Annotated in this window: 21 protein-coding genes and 4 tRNA genes; 18 read left to right on the plus strand and 7 right to left on the minus strand. The window is 73.6% G+C overall.

Annotation, left to right across the window (positions count from 1 at the left end):
* Window position 1 precedes the first annotated feature (1 nt).
* Entirely contained in the window at window positions 2-664 is a 663-nt protein-coding gene (locus BM165_RS09435; RefSeq protein ID WP_075013282.1) for a pyridoxamine 5'-phosphate oxidase family protein, read from the minus strand.
* Window positions 665-745: 81 nt separating this feature from the next.
* Between BM165_RS09435 and BM165_RS09440 the strand changes: the two genes are divergently transcribed.
* A complete protein-coding gene (locus BM165_RS09440) occupies window positions 746-2,164 on the plus strand; it encodes a MocR-like pyridoxine biosynthesis transcription factor PdxR (RefSeq protein ID WP_075013283.1) in 1,419 nt (472 codons plus the stop codon).
* Window positions 2,165-2,167: 3 nt separating this feature from the next.
* Here BM165_RS09440 and BM165_RS09445 read toward each other — a convergent pair whose 3' ends face one another.
* Both BM165_RS09445 and BM165_RS09450 read right to left on the minus strand, forming a co-directional pair.
* Window positions 2,168-3,280, minus strand: coding sequence for a 2-oxoacid:ferredoxin oxidoreductase subunit beta (locus tag BM165_RS09445; protein WP_177225161.1), 1,113 nt, complete (start codon window positions 3,278-3,280; stop codon window positions 2,168-2,170).
* On the minus strand, window positions 3,277-5,220 hold the full coding sequence (locus BM165_RS09450) for a 2-oxoacid:acceptor oxidoreductase subunit alpha (RefSeq protein ID WP_075013284.1): 1,944 nt from the start codon (window positions 5,218-5,220) through the stop codon (window positions 3,277-3,279). Before BM165_RS09450 ends, BM165_RS09445 begins: the two co-directional genes overlap by 4 nt.
* Before the next feature lie 214 nt (window positions 5,221-5,434).
* On the opposite strand from BM165_RS09450, the gene htpX reads away from it, so the two are divergent.
* Window positions 5,435-6,322, plus strand: a complete 888-nt coding sequence (gene htpX, locus BM165_RS09455) for a zinc metalloprotease HtpX (RefSeq protein ID WP_075013285.1) — start codon at window positions 5,435-5,437, stop codon at window positions 6,320-6,322.
* Between the two features lie 9 nt (window positions 6,323-6,331).
* Here the strand turns inward: htpX and BM165_RS09460 are convergent, their stop codons facing one another.
* Together BM165_RS09460 and BM165_RS09470 are read right to left on the minus strand one after the other, a co-directional pair.
* Entirely contained in the window at window positions 6,332-7,423 is a 1,092-nt protein-coding gene (locus BM165_RS09460; protein WP_208976701.1) for an alpha/beta hydrolase, read from the minus strand.
* Window positions 7,424-8,210: 787 nt separating this feature from the next.
* The gene (locus BM165_RS09470; protein ID WP_075013287.1) at window positions 8,211-8,702 is read right to left on the minus strand and encodes a YajQ family cyclic di-GMP-binding protein; all 492 of its coding nucleotides are present in this window, start codon (window positions 8,700-8,702) and stop codon (window positions 8,211-8,213) included.
* 90 nt (window positions 8,703-8,792) lie between these two features.
* Between BM165_RS09470 and BM165_RS09475 the strand changes: the two genes are divergently transcribed.
* Window positions 8,793-8,874 (plus strand) — tRNA-Tyr (locus tag BM165_RS09475).
* Between the two features lie 56 nt (window positions 8,875-8,930).
* On the opposite strand, the gene BM165_RS09480 is transcribed toward BM165_RS09475, so the two are convergent.
* A complete protein-coding gene (locus tag BM165_RS09480; protein ID WP_075013288.1) occupies window positions 8,931-9,371 on the minus strand; it encodes a pilus assembly protein TadG-related protein in 441 nt (146 codons plus the stop codon).
* Between the two features lie 529 nt (window positions 9,372-9,900).
* Between BM165_RS09480 and BM165_RS09485 the strand changes: the two genes are divergently transcribed.
* The 7 genes from BM165_RS09485 (at window position 9,901) to BM165_RS09515 (ending at window position 15,423) form a co-directional block, all read left to right on the plus strand.
* Window positions 9,901-12,429: a putative bifunctional diguanylate cyclase/phosphodiesterase gene (locus BM165_RS09485; protein ID WP_083427212.1), complete on the plus strand. Its 2,529-nt coding sequence runs from the start codon at window positions 9,901-9,903 to the stop codon at window positions 12,427-12,429.
* Window positions 12,430-12,617: 188 nt separating this feature from the next.
* Window positions 12,618-12,690, plus strand: a tRNA-Thr gene (locus tag BM165_RS09490).
* Between the two features lie 45 nt (window positions 12,691-12,735).
* A tRNA-Met gene (locus tag BM165_RS09495) sits at window positions 12,736-12,809 on the plus strand.
* Between the two features lie 106 nt (window positions 12,810-12,915).
* A complete protein-coding gene (rpmG, locus tag BM165_RS09500) occupies window positions 12,916-13,080 on the plus strand; it encodes a 50S ribosomal protein L33 (protein ID WP_073421301.1) in 165 nt (54 codons plus the stop codon).
* Window positions 13,081-13,112: 32 nt separating this feature from the next.
* Entirely contained in the window at window positions 13,113-13,559 is a 447-nt protein-coding gene (locus tag BM165_RS09505) for an FAS1-like dehydratase domain-containing protein (protein WP_075013289.1), read from the plus strand.
* A complete protein-coding gene (locus BM165_RS09510; RefSeq protein WP_075013290.1) occupies window positions 13,556-13,984 on the plus strand; it encodes a MaoC family dehydratase in 429 nt (142 codons plus the stop codon). Before BM165_RS09505 ends, BM165_RS09510 begins: the two co-directional genes overlap by 4 nt.
* Entirely contained in the window at window positions 13,981-15,423 is a 1,443-nt protein-coding gene (locus tag BM165_RS09515; protein WP_075013291.1) for a M1 family aminopeptidase, read from the plus strand. The genes BM165_RS09510 and BM165_RS09515 overlap by 4 nt, the downstream gene beginning before the upstream one ends.
* On the opposite strand, the gene BM165_RS09520 is transcribed toward BM165_RS09515, so the two are convergent.
* On the minus strand, window positions 15,420-16,664 hold the full coding sequence (locus tag BM165_RS09520) for a pyridoxal phosphate-dependent aminotransferase (RefSeq protein WP_075013292.1): 1,245 nt from the start codon (window positions 16,662-16,664) through the stop codon (window positions 15,420-15,422). The two genes, BM165_RS09515 and BM165_RS09520, sit on opposite strands and share 4 nt — an antisense overlap.
* 234 nt (window positions 16,665-16,898) lie before the next feature.
* Here BM165_RS09520 and BM165_RS09525 point away from each other — a divergent pair.
* The 8 genes from BM165_RS09525 to rpoB all read left to right on the plus strand — a co-directional run bounded on the left by BM165_RS09525 (window position 16,899) and on the right by rpoB (window position 25,359).
* A tRNA-Trp gene (locus BM165_RS09525) sits at window positions 16,899-16,971 on the plus strand.
* 163 nt (window positions 16,972-17,134) lie between these two features.
* A complete protein-coding gene (gene secE / locus BM165_RS09530) occupies window positions 17,135-17,683 on the plus strand; it encodes a preprotein translocase subunit SecE (protein WP_075013293.1) in 549 nt (182 codons plus the stop codon).
* Window positions 17,684-17,726: 43 nt separating this feature from the next.
* Complete coding sequence (gene nusG, locus BM165_RS09535) at window positions 17,727-18,632, plus strand: transcription termination/antitermination protein NusG (RefSeq protein WP_075013294.1); 906 nt, start codon at window positions 17,727-17,729, stop codon at window positions 18,630-18,632.
* A gap of 101 nt (window positions 18,633-18,733) precedes the next feature.
* Window positions 18,734-19,165: a 50S ribosomal protein L11 gene (gene rplK, locus BM165_RS09540; RefSeq protein ID WP_075013295.1), complete on the plus strand. Its 432-nt coding sequence runs from the start codon at window positions 18,734-18,736 to the stop codon at window positions 19,163-19,165.
* Between the two features lie 112 nt (window positions 19,166-19,277).
* Entirely contained in the window at window positions 19,278-19,997 is a 720-nt protein-coding gene (rplA, locus tag BM165_RS09545) for a 50S ribosomal protein L1 (RefSeq protein WP_075013296.1), read from the plus strand.
* A gap of 337 nt (window positions 19,998-20,334) precedes the next feature.
* Window positions 20,335-20,946 (plus strand): 50S ribosomal protein L10, encoded by a 612-nt coding sequence (gene rplJ / locus BM165_RS09550; RefSeq protein ID WP_075013297.1) that lies wholly within the window; start codon window positions 20,335-20,337, stop codon window positions 20,944-20,946.
* Window positions 20,947-20,962: 16 nt separating this feature from the next.
* On the plus strand, window positions 20,963-21,355 hold the full coding sequence (gene rplL / locus BM165_RS09555) for a 50S ribosomal protein L7/L12 (RefSeq protein ID WP_075013298.1): 393 nt from the start codon (window positions 20,963-20,965) through the stop codon (window positions 21,353-21,355).
* A gap of 494 nt (window positions 21,356-21,849) precedes the next feature.
* Window positions 21,850-25,359 carry a DNA-directed RNA polymerase subunit beta gene (gene rpoB, locus BM165_RS09560; protein WP_244274154.1) on the plus strand — a complete coding sequence of 1,170 codons (3,510 nt, stop codon included), beginning with the start codon at window positions 21,850-21,852 and terminating at the stop codon, window positions 25,357-25,359.
* Window positions 25,360-25,381: the final 22 nt, after the last annotated feature.

Raw genomic sequence — 25,381 nt, forward strand, 5'->3', positions numbered from 1 at the left:
CTCAGCCGAGCCGCCGGCCCGACACCCGGCCGGGCACCGGGACGGCCGGGTCCAGCAGCGGGTCGGGTACCGGCTCGCCGACGACGGTCCGCACCGGCAGCACCCCGGCCCACACCGGCGCGGCCAGGTCGCGCTCGTCGTCGACGGGCGGGCCGGTGCGCACCTTGACGCTGGCCTCGGCGAGGTCGAGCGTGAGCAGCGCCGTCGCCGCCAGCTCCCGGCGGTCCGGCTGCCGGGTGGCCGTCCAGGAGCCCGGCGCCAGGTGCTCGGTGAGCACCTCCAGCCCGAGCAGCCGCTCGGCCGGGTCGGTCACCACGCGGGCCGCACCGTGCACGACGGCGCAGCGGTAGTTCATCGAGTGGTGGAACGCCGAGCGGGCGTACACGAGGCCGTCGACGTGCGTGACGGTGAAGCAGACCGGCGCCTCGGCCGCCGCGGCCCGCAGCGTGGCCGCACCGGTGGAGCCGTGCAGGTAGAGGGTGTCGCCCCGCCGCCCGTACCCGGTGGGCAGCACCACGGGCGCGCCGTCGAGGACGACACCGAGGTGGCCGACGAGGCCGGCGTCGAGGACGGCGTACAGCTCGCCCCGGTCGGTGCGGGCGCGCTGGGCGCCCCGGCGGACGGTGCTGCGGTCGGTGGGGGAGAGCGGCGGTGCGGCGGTCACGTCGCCAGCCTCCGGGCTGCAGTGGCCTCCCGGAAGGGCCAGTACGCTGCCGTTCCACCAGGCCACTGGAGGAGGACCCGCGTGGACGTGCCGCCCGTCGTGCTCGAGCGCGGGTCCGCCCGCCCGCTGGCCACGCAGCTCGCCGACGCCCTGCGTGCCGCGGCGGCCGGCGGCTCCCTGCGCCCCGGCGACCGGCTGCCCTCCACCCGTGAGCTCGCCACGGCCCTGCGGGTGAGCCGGACCGTCACCGCCGCCGCCTACGACCAGCTGGTCGCCGAGGGCTGGGCCGCCGGCCGCCGCGGCGCGGGCACCTTCGTCGTCGGCGCCGCTCCCTCCGGGAGCGTGCCGGCCACCGCCGCTCCCGAGGTCCCCGCCGAGCCCCCGGCGGTGGTCGACCTGCGAGCGGGCTCGCCCTGCCTCGAGGTGCTCGACCGGGCCGCGTGGCGACGGGCGTGGCGGGCCGCCGGCGACGCCCCGCCCGACGCCCGCCCCGACCCCGCGGGCGACCCCGCGTTCCGGGCCGCCGTCACCGGGCACCTGCTGCGGCACCGGGGACTGCCGGTCGACCCGACCGCGGTGCTGGCCACCGCGGGCACGTCCGCGGCGGTGGGCGAGGTGGCCCGGCTCCTGCCGCCCGGCAGCCGGGTCGGCGTCGAGGACCCCGGCTACCAGCGGGCGGCCGGGGCGCTGCGCGCCGCCGGGGTCGAGGTGGTGCCCTGCCCGGTCGACGACGACGGCCTGGTCGTCGACGCCGTCCCGGACGGGCTGGCCGCCGTCTACTGCACCCCCGCGCACCAGTGGCCGCTCGGGCGGCGGATGCCGGCGGCGCGGCGGATGGCGCTGGTCGCCCGGGCGCGCGCCGAGGGCTGGTTCGTCCTCGAGGACGACTACGACGGCGAGCTGCGCTACGACGTCGCCCCGCTGCCGCTGCTCGCCGCGCTCGCCCCGGACGTCGTCGTGCACCTCGGCACGAGCAGCAAGACGGTCAGCCCGACCCTCGGCGTCGGCTGGCTGGTGGCACCGCCGGCACTGCGGGCGGACCTGCTGGCCCGGCGGACGGCGACCGGCACCCGGCCGGCGCGCGCCGGGCAGCGGGTGCTGGCGGCGCTGGCCGGGTCCGGGGACCTGTCCCGGCACCTGCGGCGGCTGCGGCGGGAGCTCGCCGCGCGGCGCGCGGTGCTGACCGGGGAGCTGACCCGGCACGGCGTGCACGTGGCCGGGGACCCGGCCGGCGCGCACGTCTTCGTGCCGCTGTCCGACCGGGACACCGAGGAGGCCGTCGTCGCCGGGGCGGCCGCGCGGGGCCTCGCCGTCGACGGCCTCGCCCGGCACCTCGCCGGCCCCGGGCCGCACCGGCCGGCCGCCGGCCTGGTCCTCGGCTTCGCCGCCCCCTCGCGCGCCGAGCTCGTCCGCGCCCTCCCCGTGCTGGCGGACCTGCTGCAGAGGGGCCGGGACGCGGACGGCCCGCCCCCCAGGGGGAGCGGGCCGTCCGTGCGATGACCGTCAGGCAGACACGGTCCAGGTGTCGTTGCCGGCCAGCAGGGTCGCCAAGTCGCCGGGTCCCTGCGTGCGGGCCTCCTCGAGCTGGTCGAGCATCATCCGGTCGTAGGTCGGCTTCTGCACCGAGCGGAACACGCCCATCGGCGTGTAGCGCAGGTCCTGGCTCGACAGCCGCGACAGCGCGAACGCGTAGGACGGGTCCTGGCGGGTCGCGTCGTGCACGACGATCTCGGCCGCGCCGACCTGGTTGGTCTCGGCGATCCGCAGCCCGCCGGCCTCGTCCCGGACCACGCAGGCGGCGCCGTCCGGGCCGAACACCAGCGGCTCGCCGTGCACCAGCGGGATCGTCCACATCGGCCCGGTGGAGGAGTCCTTCAGCAGGTCGAACGCGCCGTCGTTGAAGATGTTGCAGTTCTGGTAGATCTCCACCAGCGCGGTGCCCTGGTGCTCGGCCGCCTGCCGCAGCACCTCGGTGAGGCCCTTGCGGTCGGAGTCCATGGCCCGCCCGACGAACGTCGCGTCGGCGCCGATGGCCAGCGAGACCGGGTTGAACGGGTGGTCCAGCGAGCCCATCGGCGTGGACTTGGTGACCTTGCCGACCTCGGACGTGGGGGAGTACTGGCCCTTGGTCAGCCCGTAGATCCGGTTGTTGAACAGCAGGATCGTCATGTCGACGTTGCGGCGCAGCGCGTGGATCAGGTGGTTGCCGCCGATCGACAGCGCGTCGCCGTCCCCCGTCACGACCCACACCGACAGGTCCGGCCGGGAGGCGGCCAGGCCGGTGGCGATGGCCGGGGCGCGGCCGTGGATCGAGTGCATCCCGTAGGTGTTCATGTAGTACGGGAAGCGCGAGGAGCAGCCGATGCCCGAGACGATGACCATGTCCTCGCGGGCGATGCCGAGCGAGGGCAGGAAGCTCTGGACCGCGTTGAGGATGACGTAGTCACCGCACCCGGGGCACCAGCGCACCTCCTGGTCGGTCTTCATGTCCCTGGCCTTGAGGGCGGTCTGCTTCTCGCCCTGGGTGCCCACGGAGTCGGCGATGGCCTGCTGGATGCGGGCGTCGATCGGCGTCCCGGGCATGCCGAGGTCGTGCGTGTGCGGGGAGGTGGTCACTTCGTGCCTCCGGTGCTGGCAGTCGGAGAGGTGGAGTCGATGACGTCCTGGACCACCGCGGCGAGCTCGGCGGCCCGGAAGGGCAGCCCGCGCACCTGGGTGTGGCTCTGGACGTCGACGAGGTACTTGGCGCGCAGCAGCAGCGAGAGCTGTCCGAGGTTCATCTCGGGGCACACCACCCGGTCGTAGCGGCGCAGGACGTCGCCGAGGTCGGCCGGGAACGGGCTGATGTGCCGCACGTGGATCTGGGCGACCTTGCGGCCCGAGCGGCGGATCCGCCGGCAGGCCGCGCCGATCGGCCCGTAGGTCGAGCCCCAGCCGATGACCGCCACCCGCGCGTCGCCGTCGGGGTCGTCGACGTCCGTCGGCGGGATGTCGGCGGCGATGCCGTCGACCTTGGCCTGCCGCAGCCGGGTCATGAGGTCGTGGTTGGCCGGGTCGTAGGAGATGTTGCCGCTCTTGTCGGCCTTCTCCAGCCCGCCGATGCGGTGCTGCATGCCGGCGGTGCCCGGGACGGCCCACGGGCGGGCCAGCGTCTCGGGGTCGCGCAGGTAGGGGAGGAACTCCGGCGTCCCGTCGGCGGCCGCGCCGTTGGGCTCGGTGGCGAAGTCGACCCGCAGGTCGGGCAGCTCGTCGACCGACGGGATGGGCCACGGCTCGGCGCCGTTGGCCAGGTAGCCGTCCGACAGCAGCATGACCGGGGTGCGGTACTTGAGCGCGATCCGCGCCGCCTCCAGCGCCGCGTCGAAGCAGTCGCCGGGGGAGCGGGGGGCGATCACCGGCAGCGGTGCCTCGCCGTTGCGGCCGAACATCGCCTGCAGCAGGTCCGACTGCTCGGTCTTGGTGGGCAGGCCGGTGGAGGGGCCGCCGCGCTGCACGTCGATGATCACCAAGGGCAGCTCGGTCATGACGGCCAGGCCGATCGTCTCCGACTTGAGCGAGACGCCGGGACCCGACGTCGTCGTGACGCCGAGCGCGCCGCCGAACGAGGCGCCGAGCGCCGCGCCGATGCCGGCGATCTCGTCCTCGGCCTGGAAGGTGCGCACGCCGAAGGACTTGTGCCGCGACAGCTCGTGGAGGATGTCCGACGCCGGGGTGATCGGGTAGGCGCCGAGGAACACCGGCAGGCCCGCGCGCTGCCCGGCGGCGACCAGCCCGAGGGACAGCGCCTGGTTGCCGGAGATGTTGCGGTAGCGGCCCGGGGCCATCGGCGCCGGCTTGATCTCGTAGGAGACCGCGAACGCCTCGGTGGTCTCGCCGTAGTTGTAGCCGGCGCGGAAGGCGGCGATGTTCGCCGCGGCGATGTCGGGCTTGCGGCGGAACTGCCGCTCGAGGAAGCGGACGGTGCCCTCGGTGGGCCGGTGGTACATCCAGCTGAGCAGGCCGAGGGTGAACATGTTCTTGCTCCGCTCGGCCTCCTTCTTGCCGAGGCCGGAGTCCTTGAGCGCCTCGAGCGTCATGCTCGTCAGCGGGACCGGGACGACCTGCCAGCCCTCGAGCGAGCCGTCCTCGAGCGGGCTGGTCGCGTAGCCGACCTTCGCCAGATTGCGCGGCGTGAACTCGTCGCTGTCGACGATCACCAGGCCGCCGCCGGGCAGGTCGGTGAGGTTGGCCTTGAGCGCGGCCGGGTTCATGGCGACCAGCACGTCCGGGGCGTCGCCCGGCGTCATGATGTCGTGGTCGGCGAAGTGCAGCTGGAAGGAGCTGACGCCGGGCAGCGTCCCCGTCGGCGCGCGGATCTCGGCGGGGAAGTTGGGCAGCGTCGACAGGTCGTTGCCGAACGACGCGGTCTCGCTGGTGAAGCGGTTCCCGGTCAGCTGCATGCCGTCACCGGAGTCGCCCGCCAGCCGGATGACGACGCGGTCGAGCTCGACGACGCTCTTGACGAGCCCACCGGGGGCCGAGCTGCCGGGCGAGGTGGACGGTTCGAGAGCAGTCATCAGGCGTGTTACCTCCAGCGGCCGAGGTTACGTGCCGGTGTCGCGGCCGGGCCCGTGAGGCGGATCACGAGGACGGCCGGAACGCCCGGTGCATCGCGGGTTCCCGACCAGCCCAACCCCGCACGGGCGGCGCCCATTCCGGACGGCGCCGTCCGTGAGAGGGATCGCAACCGGACGCGGGGAACGGCGGTCCCCGTCGTTCCGTTCTCGGGGGGTGCGGCGATGGGGCAACGGGGTGCGGACCGCCCTCCTGCTGGGGCTGATGGCCGGCCTCGTGCTCGCCGCCGGCGGTCTCGTCGGGGGGCGGACCGGGCTGCTCGTCGCGCTCGTGGTCGCCCTCGGTGTGAACGGGTGGGCCTGGTACCGCTCCGACCGGCTGGCGCTGCGGGCCATGCGCGCCTTCCCCGTCACCGAGACGCAGGCACCGGGTCTGTACGCGGTGGTCCGCGAGCTGGCGACGCGAGCCCGGCAGCCGATGCCGCGGCTCTACGTCAGCCCCACCGACCAGCCCAACGCCTTCGCCACCGGCCGCACACCGCGGCGCGCCGCGGTCTGCTGCACGCAGGGCGTCCTGGAGCTGCTCGACCGCCGCCAGCTGCGCGCCGTCCTCGCCCACGAGCTCTCGCACGTCTACAACCGCGACGTCCTGCTCGGCTCGGTCGCCGGCGCGCTGGCCGCGGTCGTCACCTACCTGGCGCACCTGGCGACGTTCAGCGCCCTGTTCGGCGGGCGCTCCGAGGAGCGGGAGGGCGGCGGGCTGGTCGGCACGCTGCTGCTGGTCCTGCTCGGGCCGCTGGCCGCGGGCCTGGTGCGGCTCGCGGTCAGCCGCAGCCGCGAGTACGAGGCCGACGCCGACGGCGCCCGGCTCTCCGGCGACCCGCTGGCCCTCGCGGCGGCGCTGCGCCGCATCGGCGAGGGCGCCGCGGCCCGCCCGCTGCCGGCCGACGACCGGCTGGTCGCCCAGAGCCACCTCATGATCGTCGCGCCGTGCCGGGCGACCGGGCTGGCGGCGCTGTTCGCCACCCACCCGCCGATGGCCGAGCGGATCGCCCGCCTGGAGCGGATGGCGCAGGAGCCCGGCGGCGACGTCCGGGCCGGCTGACCCGACCGGTCACCGCACGCCGACGACCCGGGGCGCGTCGACGCCGACCCGCACCCCGTCCGGGCTCCGGGCCGGCACGCGCCCGGCGACCTGCTCGAGCACGGCCCGGCGGGCCGGTGTCACCGCTGGTCCGGGCTGCCGGCGGCTCACGGCTCCGGCCCTCAGCGGGAGGCCGGGACGCTGCCGAAGGACTCCGCCAGACGGCGGCCGATGAGCCGGCGTGCCTCGTGCGCGTCGTCGATGAGGCCACCGAGCAGCACGAAGGGGTGCACCTGCCCGGCGAAGCACGCGTACTCGGTCGGGACGCCGGCCTCGGCCAGTGCCCGGGCGTACGCGGCACCCTCGTCGACGAGGGGGATCGCACTCGGCGGTGACCACCGTCGCCGGTGCGAGCCCGCCCAGGTCCGTGGTCACCGCCGGGGACAGCCGCGGGTCGGACCGGTCGGCGTCGCCGCCGTAGGCCGTGAGGAACCAGTCGATGTCGCGGTGGGTGAGGAAGTGGCCGTCCCCGTAGGTGTCGTAGCTCCCGGTGCGCCCGGTGCTGGCGTCGACCAGGGGGTAGATCAGCACCTGGTGCGCCAGCGGCGGCCGGGCTCCGCGCAACGCCTGGGCGATCCCGGCCGCCAGGTTCCCCCCTGCGCTGTCGCCGGCGACGGCGACCCGCGCGCTGTCCGTCCCGAGGCCTGCCGAGCCGTCGAGCAGGGCGCGGGTGACGGCGAGGCAGTCGTCGAACGCCGCGGGGAACGGCGCCTCCGGTGCCCGGCGGTAGTCGACCGACACGACCACCGACCCGGAGTACCGGGCGAGGTCGCGGCAGGTCGTGTCGTGCGTGTCCAGGTCGCCCAGCACCCAGCCGCCGCCGTGGAAGTACGCCACGGCCGGCAGACCGTCGTCGGCGGTGGGGCGGTAGACGCGGACGGGGAGGTCGCCGGCCGGACCGGGGACGGTGGTGTCCCGGACCTCCGCCAGGGCGGCGGGCTCCCCGGTCAGCGGGACGACGGCGGCGAGCTGGGCGCGGTTCTCCTCCACCGTGCAGGTGTCCAGCGGAGGGGCGTCGGCGACCATGTCGAGGAAGGCCCGGGCCTGCGGGTGTACCGGCATGGCCGGACGGTAGGGAGACCGCGGACGGCCCGGGTACCCCCGTCCAGGGGGATCCGGCGCACCGCGGGACGGTCAGCGGTGGTCGAACCGGTACGTGGTCTCCGGCTGCCGCTCCGCGCACTGGCACGGCGCCGTCCGCGGACCCCACCCGACCGTTCCGAGGGGCGGTGGGACGTCGGGACGATCTCGGCCGCGACCGCATCCGGGACGGGTGTCCCGGTCGCTCAGCCCGAGTGCGTGGGCTGGTGGGTGGTGAGCTCGAGCAGGAGTTCGACTGCACGGTGTGTTCCGCCCTCGCAGCGCACCAGCTCGCCGAGCTCGGTGGCCCTGCGGGACATCGAGGCGTCCGATCCCGTCGCCTCGACTGCCTCGATGAGGCGTCCGGCGGTGGGTCGCCGCTGTGGGACGGGGTCCGGGGAGACCCCGAGAGCCCGCATCCGCCCGGACCAGAACGGCTGGTCGCCGGTGGAGGGACAGGTCACCCGTGGCCGTCCGGCGAGCAGCGCGGCGGCTGTCGTGCCTGCTCCGTGGGGTCCTGGCCCCGCATGCTCCCGAAGCCGACGTGGATCGGCGGTGCTCCGCCGTCGAGGAACTCGGCGAGTGCCGGCGACGGACCCTGGCCCGCGGCGGCCGAGGTCCAGTACCCGGTGACAGGCGCGTGTGCGGGGCCAGTCGGACGGCTGCGGCAGGACGTGGCGGCTGAACGCCTGCAGCACACGCGCGCTCCTGCGGCTCGGTGCGGACCGAGCCGCAGTGCCGACGTGCTGAGTCGCGGTCGTCCGCCGGATCAGCGGTAGTTGTCGAACTGCAGCGCGACGTCGAGGTCCGCGCCGCGCAGCAGCTGCTGCACCGCCTGCAGGTCGTCGCGCTTCTTGCCGCTGACCCGCAGCTGGTCGCCCTGGATCTGCGCCTGCACGCCCTTGGGGCCCTCGTCGCGGATCAGCTTCGCGATCTTCTTCGCGGTGTCGGACTCGATGCCCTGCTTGATCCGCGCGGACAGCTTGTAGGCCTTGCCCGAGGCCTGCGGCTCGTCGGCGTCCAGCGCCTTGAGCGAGATGCCGCGCTTGACCAGCTTGTCCTTGAAGACGTCGAGGGCGGCGGTGACGCGCTCCTCGGTGTCGGCCTCGAGGAGGACCCCGTTCTCTCCCGCCCAGGTGATGCGGGCGTTGGTGCCGCGGAAGTCGAACCGCTGTGAGAGCTCCTTGCCCGCCTGGTTGAGCGCGTTGTCGATCTCCTGGCGGTCGACCTTGCTCACGACGTCGAAGGACGCGTCGGCCATGTCTGCTCCTCGTCTCCCGCGCGGGTGGCCCGCGGCAGGACCCTCCGGGCCTCCGTCGGCCCGTCTTGTACTCTTCTCCCGTGGCACGACGGCGGGTTGCCCGAGTGGCCAATGGGAGCGGACTGTAAATCCGTCGGCTTAGCCTACGAAGGTTCGAATCCTTCACCCGCCACACCCACGCACAGCGGCCCCCGACCGGCAGGTCGGGGGCCGCTCCGCGTCGGGGGGTCAGCCGAGTGTCGGCGCGCGTGCCCCGGCGACGGCGTCGACCTGCAGCGGCCGGCCGCCGAGGAACAGCCAGCCGAAGGCGATGTCCACCGAGCGGCCGCAGCGGACGGTCACCTCGGAGCCGTCGGTCTCGGCCGACCACGTGTCGACCGCGGTGGCGCCGTCGGCGAGGTGGTCGGCGACAGCCGACCGTGCCGTCTCGAGCGTCAGGGGCAGCGAGGTGCCCACGCCCGCGGCGTAGACCCGCTCCTCGTCGGCCCGGTTGGCCGCGGCGAGCGCCGCGCCGTCGCACGCCGCCTGCAGGTCCTGCTGCTCCAGGAAGGCGTCGGAGGCCGCCACCGCCCCCAGTGCCATGAACGCGGCGACCAGCCAGCAGACCAGCACGAACGGCAGCGCCGAGCCCCGCTCCGGGGAGTCGACCACGGGGGACACTGCCTGCACGGCGGGCAGCGTAGGGCCCCTCAGCCTGACGCACGGGGCCGGTCCCCAGGGGCCTCCGCCCCACGCGACACACCGTTCACCCGTCTCGGTGACCATGTGCTGATTGCTCGGCACTCAGCGTGACGACATTACGTCTCGTCACCCGATCGTGATCCTGCGTGCTTGCCTCGCCCGGGGGAGGGGCAGCAGTGTCCCCGGCGCGGTCCGTACACGAACGACGCTCTGCCCCCGCGCCCGGGTGACAGCCGCAACTCGCGTCTGTAAGTCCAAGCCTGAGGAGGCGTCATGAGCACCGCCACGTCCACCACCCAGTCCCGCGGCTCGCGCTGGAACCGCGGCAGCCGTTGGAACCGCGGCTCGCGCTGGAACCGCGGCAGCCGCTGGAACTGACGCAGCCCGGCGCGGGGCGGCCGGCACGACGCCGGCTGCCCCCATCGGGTGGGGGCCCGCTCCGACGGGCCTGGGGAGACCCCCGGGGCTGTTAACCTCGCGGCCGCAGTCCTCCCCTCTCTCAGCCCCCAGGAACCGGGTGACCGTGGCCGCACACGACGACGGCGCCACCGTGCGATCGTCCCGTCGGCCGGCACTCGTGGCGGCGAGCACGACGGTGATCGCGCTGCTGGTCGTCCACCACCTCCTGACGACGGCGGTCGAGCCGATCGGGCTGTGGGTCGTGCCGGCCTTCCTGGTGGCCGAGTCGCTTACCCTCACCGTCGAGCTCCGGTCGCACACCGTCTCCTGCTCGGTCGGTGAGGTCGTCCTCGTCGTCTCCCTGGTGGAGATGGGGGGCGCCTGGACGGCCCTCGTGTACGCCGGCGCCATCTGGCTGATCAGCGTCCGTGACCACATCTCCTTCGCGAAGACGCTGACCAACGTCGCCATCTACGTCATCCAGGTCGGCGTCGCGGTGGTCCTGCTCGGGGTCCTGCCCGTCGGCTCGCTCGACGAGCCGCTCACGTGGCTCTGCTACATCGCGGCGGTCGTCCCCGCCACGGCCGTCGGCACCCTCATCGTCGTCGGCGCCATCACCGTCACCCAGGGCCGGCTGGCCGGCGACATGCTCGCGCGCCTGTTCGTGCCGGTCGTCGTCGTGTACCCGCTGTCGGTGATCATCGGCCTGGCCGGCGCGCTGCTCGTCGAGAGCACCGCCTGGGCCTGGCTGCTCCTCCTGCCGGTGCTCACGGCCCTCGCGCTGCTCTACCGGCGCTTCGCCCGGGTCACGCAGGAGGGCGAGCGGGTCGAGCGGGTCTACGCCTTCGCCCGCCGGGTCGGGCAGCTCTCCTCGGAGGAGGACGGCCCGCAGCGGCTGGTCGAGGCGGTCAGGGAGCTGCTCAACGCAGACAAGGTCGCGCTGTGGCTGCCGCCCTACCTCGACGAGGCCCCGCGACTGGTCGTCGCCGGTGACGGCGGCGTCTCCTGGTACGACGGGCCGGCCGACCCCGAGGACGTCGTCCGCCAGCAGGCACTGACGCCCGGCTCCTCGGAGCCGGTGCTGGTCACCGCGGGCCGGGCGAGCGCCGCGGAGGCCGCCGCCCTCACCCGCCGCGGCGCCCAGGAGGTCCTGGGCGCGCCCGTGGCCACCGCCGCCGGCGAACCGGGTTACCTCGAGGTCTGCGACCGGCGCAGCGACGTCGTGTGGTTCAGCGAGGGCGACCGCTCGGCGCTGGACTCGATGCTCACCCACGTCAACGCCGCGATCCGCCAGCAGCAGCTGCTGACCCAGATCCGCTACGACGCCGACCACGACCGGCTCACCGGCCTGCCCAACCGGCAGCGGCTGGCCGTGGAGATCGACCAGCTGCTGGCCGGCGACCCGGTCGGCGGGCGGGCCGGGCTGGTGCTGGCCGCGCTGGACAACCACACCGAGGTCATCGACACCCTCGGGCACGCGGCGGCCGACGAGCTCCTGCTGGTCACCGCCGGGTTGCTGCGCGAGCACGCGCCGCCCGACGCCCTGGTGGCCCGCATGGAGGGCGAGCAGTTCGCCGTCCTGCTGCCGGGCCTGTCGCTGGCCGCCGCGGAGCGGGCCGCCCGGCGGCTGCGCGAGGCGACGTCCACCCGGGCCCGGGTGGCCGGCCTGGACCTGGAGGTCACCCTCACCATCGGCGTGGCGGCGGCCCCCGTGCACGGCACCGACTCCGGCACGCTCATGCAGCGCGCCGACGTCGCGCTGCTCGCCGCCTCCGACAGCGACGGCGTCGCGAGCTACCACCAGGTGCTCGACCAGCAGAGCCTGCGCCGCCTGCAGCTGGGCACCGAGCTCGAGCAGGCGATGGCCGACGGGCAGATCAGCGTGGTCTTCCAGCCGATCATCGACGCCCGGACCTCCGACATCGTCTCGGTCGAGACCCTCGTGCGCTGGGCGCACCCGCGCTTCGGCGCCATCCCGCCCGACGAGTTCATCCACCTCGCCGAGCAGATCGGCCGGATCGGTCCCCTCACCGACCACGTGCTGGACCTGGCGCTGGCCCGCTGCCGCCGGTGGCTGGACCAGGACATCGCTCTGTCCGTCGCGGTCAACCTCTCGGCGCGCTGCCTGGCCGAGCCCGACCTCGTCGAACGGGTGCAGCGGTCGCTGCGCCGCCACGGCGTCCCCGGCGAACTGCTCATCCTCGAGCTGACCGAGGGCAGCGTCGTCGACGACTCGGTGCGGTCGAGCACGGTCCTCGCCGAGCTGCACGCGCTGGGCCTGCGGCTGTCGATGGACGACTTCGGCACCGGTTACTCGTCGCTGTCGCAGCTGCGCCAGCTGCCGATCGACGAGGTGAAGATCGACAAGTCCTTCGTGCTGGGGATGTCGACCAGCCAGGGCGAATCGTTCATCGCCCGCTCGATCATCGAGCTGGCGCACAACCTCGGCCTGCGCGTCGTCGCCGAGGGCGTCGAGGACGAGCTCACCCGCAAGCTGCTCACCGAGATGGGCTGCGACAAGCTGCAGGGCTTCCTGGTCAGCCGGCCGCTGCCCGACGAGCGGCTGGAGAGCTGGCTCCTCGCGCGCACCGGCGTCCGGTCGGCCGCCCCCGGGGCCCAGCACCGCCGCCTGTTCGTCCGCGCCTGAGCGAGGTCCCTCCTGCCCCCCACCGCTCGCGCGCTCGCGGCGGGGCCTGCGGGAGGCCGTTCCAGCACGTCACCGGCTCGCAGTGGGTCCCTGCAGGAGGGTCGTTCCGGCGCGTCACCGGCTCGCGTCGGGCCCCTGCGGGGAGGCCGGGAGGGGTCGGGTATAGTCCTCAGCGGCTCTTCGAGCACGCCCCTTTAGCTCAGTCGGCAGAGCGTCTCCATGGTAAGGAGAAGGTCTACGGTTCGATTCCGTAAAGGGGCTCCGACCAGCCGGTCCAGTCGCGAGACCGGGCCGCGCGGTCATCCCGGCGGTGTAGCTCAGCCTGGTAGAGCAAGCGGCTCATAATCGCTGTGTCACCGGTTCAAGTCCGGTCACCGCTACTCCAGACGGACCCCGGCTCCCCGGGGTCCGTCGCCGTGTCGGCACCCGCTGCCACGGTCTCCCGGCCCGTGGTGGGCCGGTCCGCACAAGGCTAGGAGAGCCTCCATGGCAGCCACCGACGTCCGTCCGAAGATCACCCTGGCCTGCCAGGAGTGCAAGAACCGCAACTACATCACCCGCAAGAACCGGCGCAACGACCCCGACCGGCTCGAGCTGAAGAAGTACTGCCCCAAGGACAAGCGCCACACCGTCCACCGCGAGACCCGCTGACCCGGGTCGCGGACGGAGCAGGGAGGGCAGGAGTGGCGCTGGAGGCAGGACTGGTCGGGCGCAGCTACCCGCCCTCCGCCGTCTACGAGGTCGGCCGCGCGAAGATCGCCGAGTTCGCCGCCGCCGTCGGGGCCACCGACCCGGCGCACACCGACGCCGACGCCGCCCGGGCGCTGGGCCACCCCGACGTCGTCGCCCCGCCCACCTTCGCCATCGTGGTGACCCTCGGCGCGGCCGACGTCGTGCTCGCCGACCCCGGCGTCGCCCTCGACTACAGCCGCGTGGTGCACGGCGAGCAGCGCTTCACCCACCACCGCCCCATCCGCGCTGGGGACCGGCTGGTCAGCACCACGACGATCGAGGCCGTCCGCAGCGTGGCCGGCAACGACCTGCTCACCACCCGGGTCGACGTCGCCACCGAGGACGGCGAGGCCGTCTGCACCGCCACCTCGATGCTCGTGGCCCGGGGGACGGCGTGACCGCCCGCGTGCGCGCCGCCGACGTCGCCGTCGGCACCGAACTGCCCGAGCAGACGCACCGGGTGACCCGCGCGGACCTCGTCCGCTACGCCGGCGCCTCCGGTGACCTCAACCCCATCCACTGGAGCGACCGCGTGGCCACCGGCGTGGGCCTGCCCGGCGTCATCGCGCACGGGATGCTCACCATGGGGCTGGCCGCCCGCGCGGTCACCGAGTGGGCCGGCGACCCGGCCGCGCTCGCCGAGTACCAGGTGCGCTTCGGCCGGCCGGTCGTCGTCCCCGACGACGACACCGGCGCCGAGGTCACCGTGCGCGGGAGGGTCGCCCAGGTCCTCGACGGCGGGCGGGTGCGCGTCGACCTCACGGTCACCAGCGGCGGCGAGAAGGTGCTCTCGCTGGCCCGCGCGGTCGTCGCCCTGGCATGAGTCCGGGCACGCGGGCCCGGGGCGCGGCGCTCGCCGCCGTCCTGCTGCTGTCCGGGTGCACCTCGTTCAGCGAGACCGCCGCCGTCGAGGAGACCCCGGCGACCCCGGCGACGCCGTCGGCCGACGCCGGCGGCGACGCGTCCTGCCCGGCCGAGCGCGCCGAGCCCGACCCCGACCGCCCGGTCGTCGACCTCGAGTTCCGGCTCTCCGACGACCTGCGCACGGTCACCGGCACCGAGACCGTCGTCTTCACGCCCGACGGGCGCACCGACGAGCTGGTCTTCCGGCTGGTCCCCAACAGCCCCTCCGCGGCCGGGCTCGGCAACCGGATCACCGTCGACGACGTCCGCGGCGACGACGTCGCCCAGGCGGGGTACGAGGACGCCGGCGCCGAGGGGCGTGGCGGCCTCTACGTGCTGCAGCTCGACGACGCGCTGGCGGCCGGCGACTCCACCGAGGTGGCGCTGGACTTCACGCTGTCCCTCGGCGAGGGCGGCTTCGAGCGCCTCGGCTCCGCCGACGGCGTCGCCTGGTGGGCCAGCGGCTTCCCCCTGCTGGCGTGGGAGCCCGGCGTCGGCTGGGCGCGCGACCCCTTCATCGAGGGCCTCGGCGAGACCGCCACGAGTCCGGTCGCCGACACCACGGTCACCGTCGACGTGCCCGAGGACCTCACCGTGCTGATGACCGGCGCGCAGGAGGCGCCCTCCCAGCCCGCTGACGGCCGGCGCACCTGGACCTCGCGCGAGCCGGTCGCCCGCGACGTCAGCGTCGCCGTCGGCCCCTTCCGCACCGCCACCCTGACCACGGCCGGCGGGGTGGAGATCACCACCGGGGTGCTCGCCGACGCCGACGTCGGTCCCGGTGAGCTCGCCGACTGGACCGACGAGGCCGTCACCGCGCTGGCCGACCGCTTCGGCGCCTTCCCGTACGGCACGCTCACCGTGCCGCTGCTCCCGGCCGAGGGCGGCGGCATCGAGTACCCCAGCTCGATCCTCATGGCCGGCGCCGACCGCTCGGTCCTCGAGCACGAGGTCGCGCACATGTGGTTCTACGGGATGGTCGGCGGCTCGCAGTTCCGCGACCCGTGGCTGGACGAGGCCTTCGCCACCTACGCCGAGAGCGTCGACGGGCAGGTGTCGCGGGAGGCGCTGGACCGGGCGCTCGCCGCCCCGGGCGACGTCGGGGCGGCGATGGACGAGTTCCCCGGCACCGACGAGTACTTCGACGCCGTCTACGGCAAGGGCGGGGCGGCGCTGCTGGCCGCCCGGGAGGCCGCCGGCGCGGGACCGTTCGACGCCGCCCTGCGCTGCTACGTGCAGCGCAACGCGTGGGGCATCGCCACGCCCGACGACGTCGCGGCCGCCCTCGCCGACCTGCCGGCCGCCCTCGACGTGCTGGTGTCGGCCGGCGCCCTCGACGAGGAGGACGTGCCCGGCTAGCCCGCCGAGCCGAGCAGCCGCTGCAGCCGGCCGACGCCCTCGGCGAGGTCGTCGTCGCCGAGCGCGTAGGACATCCGCAGGTAGCCCGGGGTGCCGAACGCCTCGCCCGGGACGACGGCGACCTCGGCCTCCTCCAGCACGATCTCGGCGAGCTCGACGCTCGACGACGCCGTCCGCCCGTTGACGGGCCGGCCGAGCAGCGCCTTGACCGACGGGTAGACGTAGAAGGCACCCTGCGGCTCGGGGCAGGCGACGCCGGGGATCTCCCGCAGCATCGACACGATGGTCCTGCGGCGCCGGTCGAACGCCGTGCGCATCTCGTCGACCGCCGACAGGTCGCCGGTGAGCGCGGCCACCGCGGCGGCCTGCGACACGTTGGCCACGTTGGACGTCGCGTGCGACTGCAGGTTGGTGGCTGCCTTGACGACGTCGGCCGGGCCCACCATCCAGCCCACCCGCCAGCCGGTCATGGCGTAGGTCTTGGCCACCCCGTTGACGACGACGCACCGGTCGGCGAGCTCGGGCACCACCACGGGCATCGACGGCGCCGTCGCGCCGCCGTAGGTGAGGTGCTCGTAGATCTCGTCGGTGAGCACCCACAGGCCCGCCTCCAGCGCCCAGCGGCCGATGGCCTCGACCTGGTCGGGCGGGTACACCGCGCCGGTCGGGTTGGAGGGGGAGACGAACAGCAGCACCTTCGTCCGCCCGGTGCGGGCGGCCTCCAGCTGCTCCACCGACACCAGGTAGCCGCTCTCCTCGTCGGCGACCACCGGCACCGGTACGCCGCCGGCCAGCCGGATCGCCTCGGGGTAGGTGGTCCAGTACGGCGCGGGCACCAGCACCTCGTCGCCCGGGTCGAGCATGGCGGCGAAGGCCTCGTAGACGGCCTGCTTGCCCCCGTTGGTCACCAGCACCTGCGCGGGCGTGACGGTCAGCCCCGAGTCGCGGGCGGTCTTGGCGACGATCGCCTCCTTGAGCGCCGGCAGGCCCCCGGCGGGGGTGTAGCGGTGCATCGCCGGCTGCCGGCAGGCCGCGACCGCGGCCTCGACGACGTAGTCCGGCGTCGGGAAGTCCGGCTCGCCGGCGCCGAAGCCGATGACCGGCTTGCCCGCCGCCTTCAGCGCCTTGGCCTTCGCGTCGACCGCGAGCGTCGCGGACTCGGTGATGGCCGCGATGCGCCGTGAGACGCGGCGCTCGGCCGGGGAGGGGGCAGCGGACTCCGAGGGGGAGGCGGCGGTCATGGGCCCATCCTGCCGGAGGCGCCCGGGTGCGGGCCGGTCAGTTCCCGGTCCGGCACGGCACCCGTCGGGGGCACGTCCCGGAACGCGGTCACGGACCGGTACCGCGGTCCCGTACACTGGCAACCCTGGGGCGATCGACCCCGCCACCGGCGTGCCCCGGGACCACCTGGGGACGGCGCCGGACCGGCGGGCCGGCCGTCCCGGGGCCGCCCGGGAGGCACCCTCCCGGGCACTAGGGGTGTAGCTCAACTGGCAGAGCAGCGGTCTCCAAAACCGCAGGCTGCAGGTTCAAGTCCTGTCACCCCTGCCCGTGCCGCCGGCCCCGTGCCGGCGGGCAGCACGACCCGGCACCGCCCCGTGTCCCGGCAGCGCCGGCCGCGGCCGGTGCCGCCCCGGACCCGCCCGGTCCGGGAGCACGACACCAGACGGCCGGAGAGCAGCGGCCACCACCACGACGCGAGCGAGGCGCAGTGAGCGACGAGAAGCCGGGCAGCGGGGAGGACCCCCGCGCCGCCTCCGACGCCGAGCTGACCGACGAGCAGCTCGACCGCGAGGCGCCGGGCGTCGAGGACGCCGCCGAGCTCGAGGCCGCGGAGGACGAGCTCGCCGCCGAGGCGCAGGCCGAGGAGGACAAGGTCGTCCCCACGCCGACGCGCCGCCGCGGTGGCCGGATCACCGCCGACGACGACGAGGACGACGAGTCCGCGGGCACCACCCGCGCCCGCCGTCCGTCCCGCGGGAGCACGGCGAGCCGCCCCGCCGGCCGCCCGGCCGACGGTGCCGGTAGCCGTTCGCGCGCCGCCGCCGAGCGCTCGCGGGGCGACGAGGTCCGTCAGCGCCGCAACCTGCGCCGGTTCCTCCGCGAGGTCGTCGCCGAGCTGCGGAAGGTGATCTGGCCCGGCCGCCGGGAGCTGATCACCTACACCACCGTCGTCATCCTCTTCGTGGCCTTCATGGTCGCGCTGGTCGCGGGCCTGGACGTCCTCTTCGCGCAGGGCGTGATCGCCGTCTTCGGCTGACCGTCCCCAGCGCCCGCCCGCACCCGACAAGGAAGAGATCCCCGTGACCGACCCCCGCGAGCCCCTCGACACCGACAGCGACGTCGAGGCCATCGACCTCGACGACGAGCGGCTGGACGTGCGCGGCAGCGTCGACCTCGAGACCGGGACCGGCGAGACCGGCGCCGCCGAGGGCTCGGCCGACACCACCGACCAGGACACCGCCACCGGCGTGGCCGACGTGACCCCGCTGGTCGAGGGCGGCGGCCGCGACAGCCTGGTCGGCGACCCGCTGGTCGCCCCCGCGCCCGACCACGACCCCCTCGTCACCGAGGCGCTGGCCGAGGCCGAGGCGGCCGACGAGGACCCCCGGGAGACGCTCAAGCGCACCCTGCGCACGCAGTTCGGCGACTGGTACGTCATCCACTCCTACGCGGGCTACGAGAACAAGGTGAAGACCAACCTCGAGTCCCGCATCCAGTCGCTGGACATGGAGGACTACATCTTCCAGATCGAGGTGCCCACCGAGGAGGTCACCGAGATCAAGAACGGCAAGCGCACCCAGGTCAACCGGAAAAAGCTGCCCGGCTACCTGCTCGTCCGGATGGACCTCAACGACGAGTCCTGGGGTGCGGTCCGCAACACCCCCGGCGTCACCGGCTTCGTCGGTGCCACCTCGCGGCCCTCGCCGCTGACCATCGACGAGGTCGTCAACCTGCTGGTGCCCGACGCCCCGGCGCAGGCGGCCAAGGTCGCCGAGGCGGCGTCGCCCGCCGCGGCCTCCGCGCCGGTCACCGTCGTCGACTTCGAGATCGGCGAGTCGGTCACCGTCATGGACGGCCCGTTCGCCACCCTCCCGGCGACCATCAACGAGATCAACGCAGAGCAGTCGAAGCTGCAGGTGCTGGTCTCGATCTTCGGCCGGGAGACGCCGGTCGAGCTGTCCTTCACCCAGGTCGCCAAGATCTAGCCGGAGGCCCCCTCGCCCCCACCCCTGCGCGCTCAGGGTGGGATCCTGCGAGGGGGCCTTCCAGCCGACACCACGCACCACGCTCACGAAGAAGGAATGACATGCCCCCCAGGAAGCGGTTGACCGCGGTCATCAAGCTCCAGATCAAGGCCGGTGCGGCCACCCCCGCCCCGCCCGTCGGTCCGGCGCTCGGCCAGCACGGCGTCAACATCATGGAGTTCTGCAAGGCGTACAACGCGGCGACCGAGTCGCAGCGCGGCGACGTCGTGCCCGTCGAGATCTCGGTCTACGAGGACCGCTCGTTCACCTTCGTCACCAAGACCCCGCCGGCCGCGCGCATGCTGCTCAAGGCCGCCGGTGTCGAGAAGGGCTCCGGCGAGCCGCACAAGACCAAGGTCGCCACCGTCACGCGTGACCAGGTCCGCGAGATCGCCCAGACCAAGATGGTCGACCTCAACGCCAACGACCTCGACGAGGCCGAGAAGATCATCGCCGGCACCGCGCGGTCGATGGGCATCACCGTCCAGGGCTGAGGCCCCCGGCGGCCCGTCCGAGGGCCGTTCCAGCACGTCACCACCGTGGGAGGGCCGGCCAGGCCCGTGCACCACGCGATCCCCGCCCGCGCGGCGGGGGAGAGGAACCACCATGGCGAAGCACGGCAAGAAGTACCGCGAGGCGGCGGCCAAGGTCGACCGCGAGGCCCTCTACAGCCCGCTGCAGGCCGCGGGTCTGGCGAAGGAGACCTCGCCGACCACCTACGACGCCACCGTCGAGGTGGCCATGCGCCTGGGCGTCGACCCGCGCAAGGCCGACCAGATGGTCCGCGGCACGGTGAACCTGCCGCACGGCACCGGCAAGACCGCCCGCGTCATCGTCTTCGCGACCGGCGACAGGGCCGCCGAGGCCGAGGCCGCCGGCGCCGACGTCGTCGGCTCGGACGACCTCATCGCGCGCATCCAGGAGGGCTTCCTGGACTTCGACGCGGCGATCGCCACCCCCGACCAGATGGCCAAGGTCGGCCGGATCGCGCGCATCCTCGGCCCCCGTGGCCTGATGCCGAACCCGAAGACGGGCACCGTGACCGCCGACGTCACCAAGGCCGTCAACGACATCAAGGGCGGGAAGATCAACTTCCGCGTCGACAAGCAGGCCAACCTGCACCTGGTGATCGGCAAGACCTCCTTCGACGAGACCAAGCTGGTCGAGAACTACGCCGCCGCCCTCGACGAGGTGCTGCGCGCGAAGCCGGCCGCGGCCAAGGGCCGGTACGTCAAGAAGGTCACCATCTCCACCACCATGGGCCCGGGCATCCCGGTCGACCCGAACCGCACCCGCAACCTGACGGTCGACGAGCCGTCGGCGTGAGCGCGGACCCCCGCTGAGGGGACCTGGCGGAGGCCCCGTCGCGCAGCCGCGCGGCGGGGCCTCCGCCGTTCCCGGACCGGCCGCCGCCCCCGCCGCTGAGTCGCGTATGCTGGACGGCGTTCCCCCCACGACCGCTGGTCGTCGCACGTCCGCGTGCGATCGAAGGTCCCGGACGACCCGGGCGGCCCGCGCAGGAGGACGGTTCGATCGACGTGGGCACCCGTGCCCGCCTCCCTCGCCCCGTGCGCCCTGCGCCGGGGCGTTCTCCGTCTCCGGGCCCGGATCGCCCGCCCTCGTGCGATGCACGGGTGGTCGCCCGACAGACGAGAGGAGGCCCATGCCCACGCAGGCGAAGGCCGCGGTGATCGACGAGATCACCGAGCGCTTCCAGAGGTCCAGCGCGGCCGTGCTCACCGAGTACCGCGGGCTGACCGTGGCGCAGCTGACCCAGCTGCGCCGTTCCCTCGGTGCGGGCAGCAGCTACGCCGTCGTCAAGAACACCCTGACGAAGCGGGCGGCGGACGAGGTCGGCCACGCCGACCTGGCCCCGCTGCTCAACGGCCCCACCGCGATCGCCTTCATCGAGGGCGACGTCGTCGAGGCGGCCAAGGCCATCCGCGACTTCGCGCGCGCCAACCCGCTGCTCGTCGTCAAGGGCGGCGTCGTCGAGGGTCGCACCGTCGGCCCCGCCGAGGTCACCGCCCTGGCCGACGTCGAGCCGCGCGAGGTGCTGCTGGCCAAGCTGGCCGGCGCGATGAAGGGCAACCTGACCAAGGCCGCCGGCCTGTTCCAGGCCCCGCTGTCGCAGGTCGCCCGCCTGGCCGCCGCGCTGCAGGAGAAGCGGGAGTCCGTCGAGGGCCCCGCCGCTCCCGCCGCCGACGACACCGCTGCTGCCGACACCACCCCCGACTCCGCCGACGCCGCTGACGCCGCGGCCGGCACCGACTGACCCAGAAGGAGAGATCATGGCCAAGCTGTCCACCACGGAGCTGCTCGACGCGTTCAAGGAGATGACGCTGCTCGAGCTGTCCGACTTCGTGAAGCAGTTCGAGGAGACCTTCGAGGTCACCGCTGCCGCCCCCGTCGCCGTCGCGGCCGCCGCGCCGGCCGGCGGTGGCGACGGTGGTGCCCCCGCCGCCGAGGAGCAGGACGAGTTCGACGTTATCCTCGAGAGCGCCGGTGACAAGAAGATCCAGGTCATCAAGGAGGTGCGCGGCCTGACCTCGCTCGGCCTCAAGGAGGCCAAGGACCTGGTCGACGGCGCGCCGAAGCCGGTGCTGGAGAAGGTCGCCAAGGACGCCGCCGAGAAGGCCAAGGCCGCCCTCGAGGGCGCCGGCGCCACCGTCACCGTCAAGTGACGCGCGCCCGGCCCGACCGAGGCCGGGTACGTCACCGTCACGTGACACCCGCCCGGCTCCGCTGAGCCGGGTCGCACCACCCCGTACGCGACAGGGGCCGTCCTCCTCCGGGAGGGCGGCCCCTGTCGCGTCCCGGGCGGGACTCGGGAGGACGCCGTCCGGCGTGGCGGAGACAGCAGGCGGGTCGGGCTGGCATCATCGACGCGCGGCCCGCCGTCGAGACTGCGGAGGCGCCGTCCTTACCGGAGGTGTGGCGCTCGTCGCCCCACACCCCTGACGTGGACAGCGCTGCAGATCAGGGGTAGGGTTCCCTGTTGCGCTGCTCCCTGACTACCTGCCCGCCGAGCCGGGTCGCCTGGGGTGCCCGGGATCACCCGGCACCCGGTCGACCGAGCGGGCCGGACGCCGTGGACAGCCCCGCCGATACCGACGACGACCCAGGACGAACCAGCACCCACCGCCCGCACGTCGTGAGGTCCTTGGAAGGACGCATCTTGGCAGGCTCTCGCCCCACCAGCATCTCCCCCAGTACGACAGAGTCCGGCGGCTACGGCCAGCAGAACCAGACTCCCCAGGCCGGCCCCCGCACCGGAGAGGCCGACCAGCAGAAGATCCCCGGCGCACCGCTCCGGGTCTCGTTCGCGAAGATCTCCGAGCCCCTCGCGGTCCCGGACCTGCTCGCCCTGCAGACCGCGTCCTTCGACTGGCTGGTCGGCAGCCCCGAGTGGCGCGCCACCCTCTCGCCCGAGGAGCAGGCCACCGCCGTCGGCGGCCTGGCCGAGATCCTCGAGGAGATCTCCCCGATCGAGGACTTCAGCGGCTCGATGTCGCTGTCCTTCTCCAACCCGCGCTTCGAGGACGTCAAGGCGTCCCTCGAGGAGTGCAAGGACAAGGACATGACCTACGCGGCGCCGCTGTTCGTCACCGCGGAGTTCATGAACAACACCACCGGCGAGATCAAGAGCCAGACGGTGTTCATGGGCGACTTCCCGATCATGACGAACAAGGGCACGTTCGTCATCAACGGGACCGAGCGCGTCGTGGTCTCCCAGCTCGTGCGCAGCCCCGGCGTCTACTTCGACAAGACGCTGGACAAGACCTCCGACAAGGACGTCTTCAGCGCCAAGGTCATCCCCAGCCGCGGTGCGTGGCTGGAGTTCGACGTCGACAAGCGCGACACCGTCGGCGTCCGCATCGACCGCAAGCGCCGCCAGCCGGTCACCGTGCTGCTCAAGGCGCTGGGCTGGGCCGAGGACCGCATCCGCGAGCACTTCCAGTGGTCGCCCACGGTCCTCGCCACCCTCGAGAAGGACCACATCGCCGGGCAGGACGAGGCCCTGCTCGACATCTACCGCAAGCTGCGGCCGGGCGAGCCGCCGACGCGCGAGTCGGCGCAGGCCCTGCTGGAGAACCTCTTCTTCAACCCGAAGCGCTACGACCTCGCCAAGGTCGGCCGCTACAAGGTGAACAAGAAGCTCGGCGTCGAGGTGCCCCAGGCCACCCTGACGCTGACCGAGGACGACATCGTCGCCACCATCGAGTACGTCGTGCGCCTGCACGCCGGCGAGCCCGACCACGGCGTCGACGACATCGACCACTTCGGCAACCGCCGGCTGCGCACCGTCGGTGAGCTGATCCAGAACCAGATCCGGGTCGGCCTCTCCCGCATGGAGCGCGTCGTCCGCGAGCGGATGACGACCCAGGACGTCGAGGCGATCACGCCGCAGACCCTGATCAACATCCGGCCGGTCGTCGCCTCCATCAAGGAGTTCTTCGGCACCAGCCAGCTGTCGCAGTTCATGGACCAGACCAACCCGCTCGCAGGCCTGACCCACAAGCGCCGCCTGTCGGCGCTGGGCCCGGGCGGTCTGTCGCGTGAGCGGGCCGGCATGGAGGTCCGCGACGTGCACCCGAGCCACTACGGCCGGATGTGCCCGATCGAGACGCCGGAGGGCCCGAACATCGGCCTCATCGGCTCGCTGTCGGCCTACGGGCGGGTCAACGCCTTCGGCTTCATCGAGACGCCGTACCGCCGCGTGAACAACGGTGTGGTCAGCGACTCGATCGACTACCTGACCGCCGACGAGGAGGACCGCTTCGTCGTCGCCCAGGCCAACTCGCCGCTGGACGCCCAGGGCCGGTTCGCCGAGGACCGCGTCCTGGTCCGCACCAAGGGCGGTGAGGTCGACTACCTCGTCCCCGAGAACGTCGACTACATGGACGTCTCGCCGCGGCAGATGACCTCGGTCGCGACGGCGATGATCCCGTTCCTCGAGCACGACGACGCCAACCGCGCGCTCATGGGCGCGAACATGCAGCGCCAGGCCGTGCCGCTGCTCCGCTCGGAGGCCCCGCTCGTGGGCACCGGCATGGAGCTGCGCGCCGCGGTCGACGCCGGCGACGTCGTCGTGGCGGAGAAGGCCGGTGTGGTCGAGGACTCCACCGCCGACTACGTGACTGTCATGGCCGACGACGGCACCCGGCAGACCTACCGGCTGCTGAAGTTCCGCCGCTCCAACCAGGGCACCTCGATCAACCAGACCCCCGTCGTGGACGAGGGCCAGCGGGTCGAGGTCGGACAGGTCATCGCCGACGGGCCGTGCACCGACCAGGGTGAGATGGCGCTGGGCAAGAACCTGCTCGTCGCCTTCATGCCGTGGGAGGGCCACAACTACGAGGACGCGATCATCCTGTCGCAGCGCCTCGTGCAGGACGACGTCCTGTCCTCGATCCACATCGAGGAGTTCGAGGTCGACGCCCGCGACACCAAGCTCGGTGCCGAGGAGATCACCCGGGACATCCCGAACGTCTCCGAGGAGGTCCTCGCCGACCTCGACGAGCGCGGCATCATCCGCATCGGTGCCGAGGTCGTCCCCGGCGACATCCTCGTCGGCAAGGTCACGCCCAAGGGCGAGACCGAGTTGACCCCCGAGGAGCGGCTGCTGCGCGCGATCTTCGGCGAGAAGGCCCGCGAGGTCCGCGACACGTCGCTGAAGGTCAAGCACGGTGAGTCCGGCAAGGTCATCGGTGTCCGCGTGTTCTCGCGCGAGGACGGCGACGAGCTGCCCGCCGGCGTCAACGAGCTGATCCGGGTCTACGTCGCCCAGATGCGCAAGATCTCCGACGGCGACAAGCTCGCCGGGCGCCACGGCAACAAGGGCGTCATCGCGAAGATCCTGCCGCAGGAGGACATGCCGTTCCTCTCCGACGGCACGCCGGTCGACATCGTGCTCAACCCGCTCGGCGTCCCCGGCCGGATGAACGTCGGCCAGGTGCTGGAGACCCACCTCGGGTGGATCGCCAAGTCCGGCTGGCAGGTCGAGGGCGACCCCGGGTGGGCGGCCAACCTGCCGCAGCCGGCGCGCTCGGCCCAGCCGGGCACCCGGACCGCGACGCCGGTGTTCGACGGCGCCCGCGAGGAGGAGATCATCGGCCTGCTCGGCTCGACGATCCCCAACCGCGACGGTGACCGGATGGTGGAGGAGACCGGCAAGGCCCGGCTCTTCGACGGCCGGTCCGGGGAGCCCTTCCCCGAGCCGATCTCGGTGGGCTACGTCTACATCCTCAAGCTGCTGCACCTGGTCGACGACAAGATCCACGCCCGGTCGACCGGCCCGTACTCGATGATCACGCAGCAGCCGCTGGGTGGTAAGGCGCAGTTCGGTGGCCAGCGCTTCGGTGAGATGGAGTGCTGGGCGATGCAGGCCTACGGCGCGGCCTACGCGCTGCAGGAGCTGCTGACCATCAAGTCCGACGACATCCTCGGCCGCGTCAAGGTCTACGAGGCCATCGTCAAGGGCGAGAACATCCCCGAGCCGGGCATCCCCGAGTCGTTCAAGGTGTTGCTCAAGGAGCTGCAGTCGCTCTGCCTCAACGTGGAGGTGCTGTCCGGCGACGGGCAGGCGATCGAGCTGCGCGACACCGACGACGAGGTGTTCCGGGCCGCGGAGGAGCTGGGCATCGACCTCTCCCGCCGCGAGCCCTCCAGCGTCGAGGACGTGTGATCGGCCGCCGGCCGGCCCCGTG

It is taken from the genome of Geodermatophilus obscurus (assembly GCF_900115395.1).
GTDB classification, from domain to species: Bacteria; Actinomycetota; Actinomycetes; order Mycobacteriales; family Geodermatophilaceae; genus Geodermatophilus; species Geodermatophilus obscurus_B.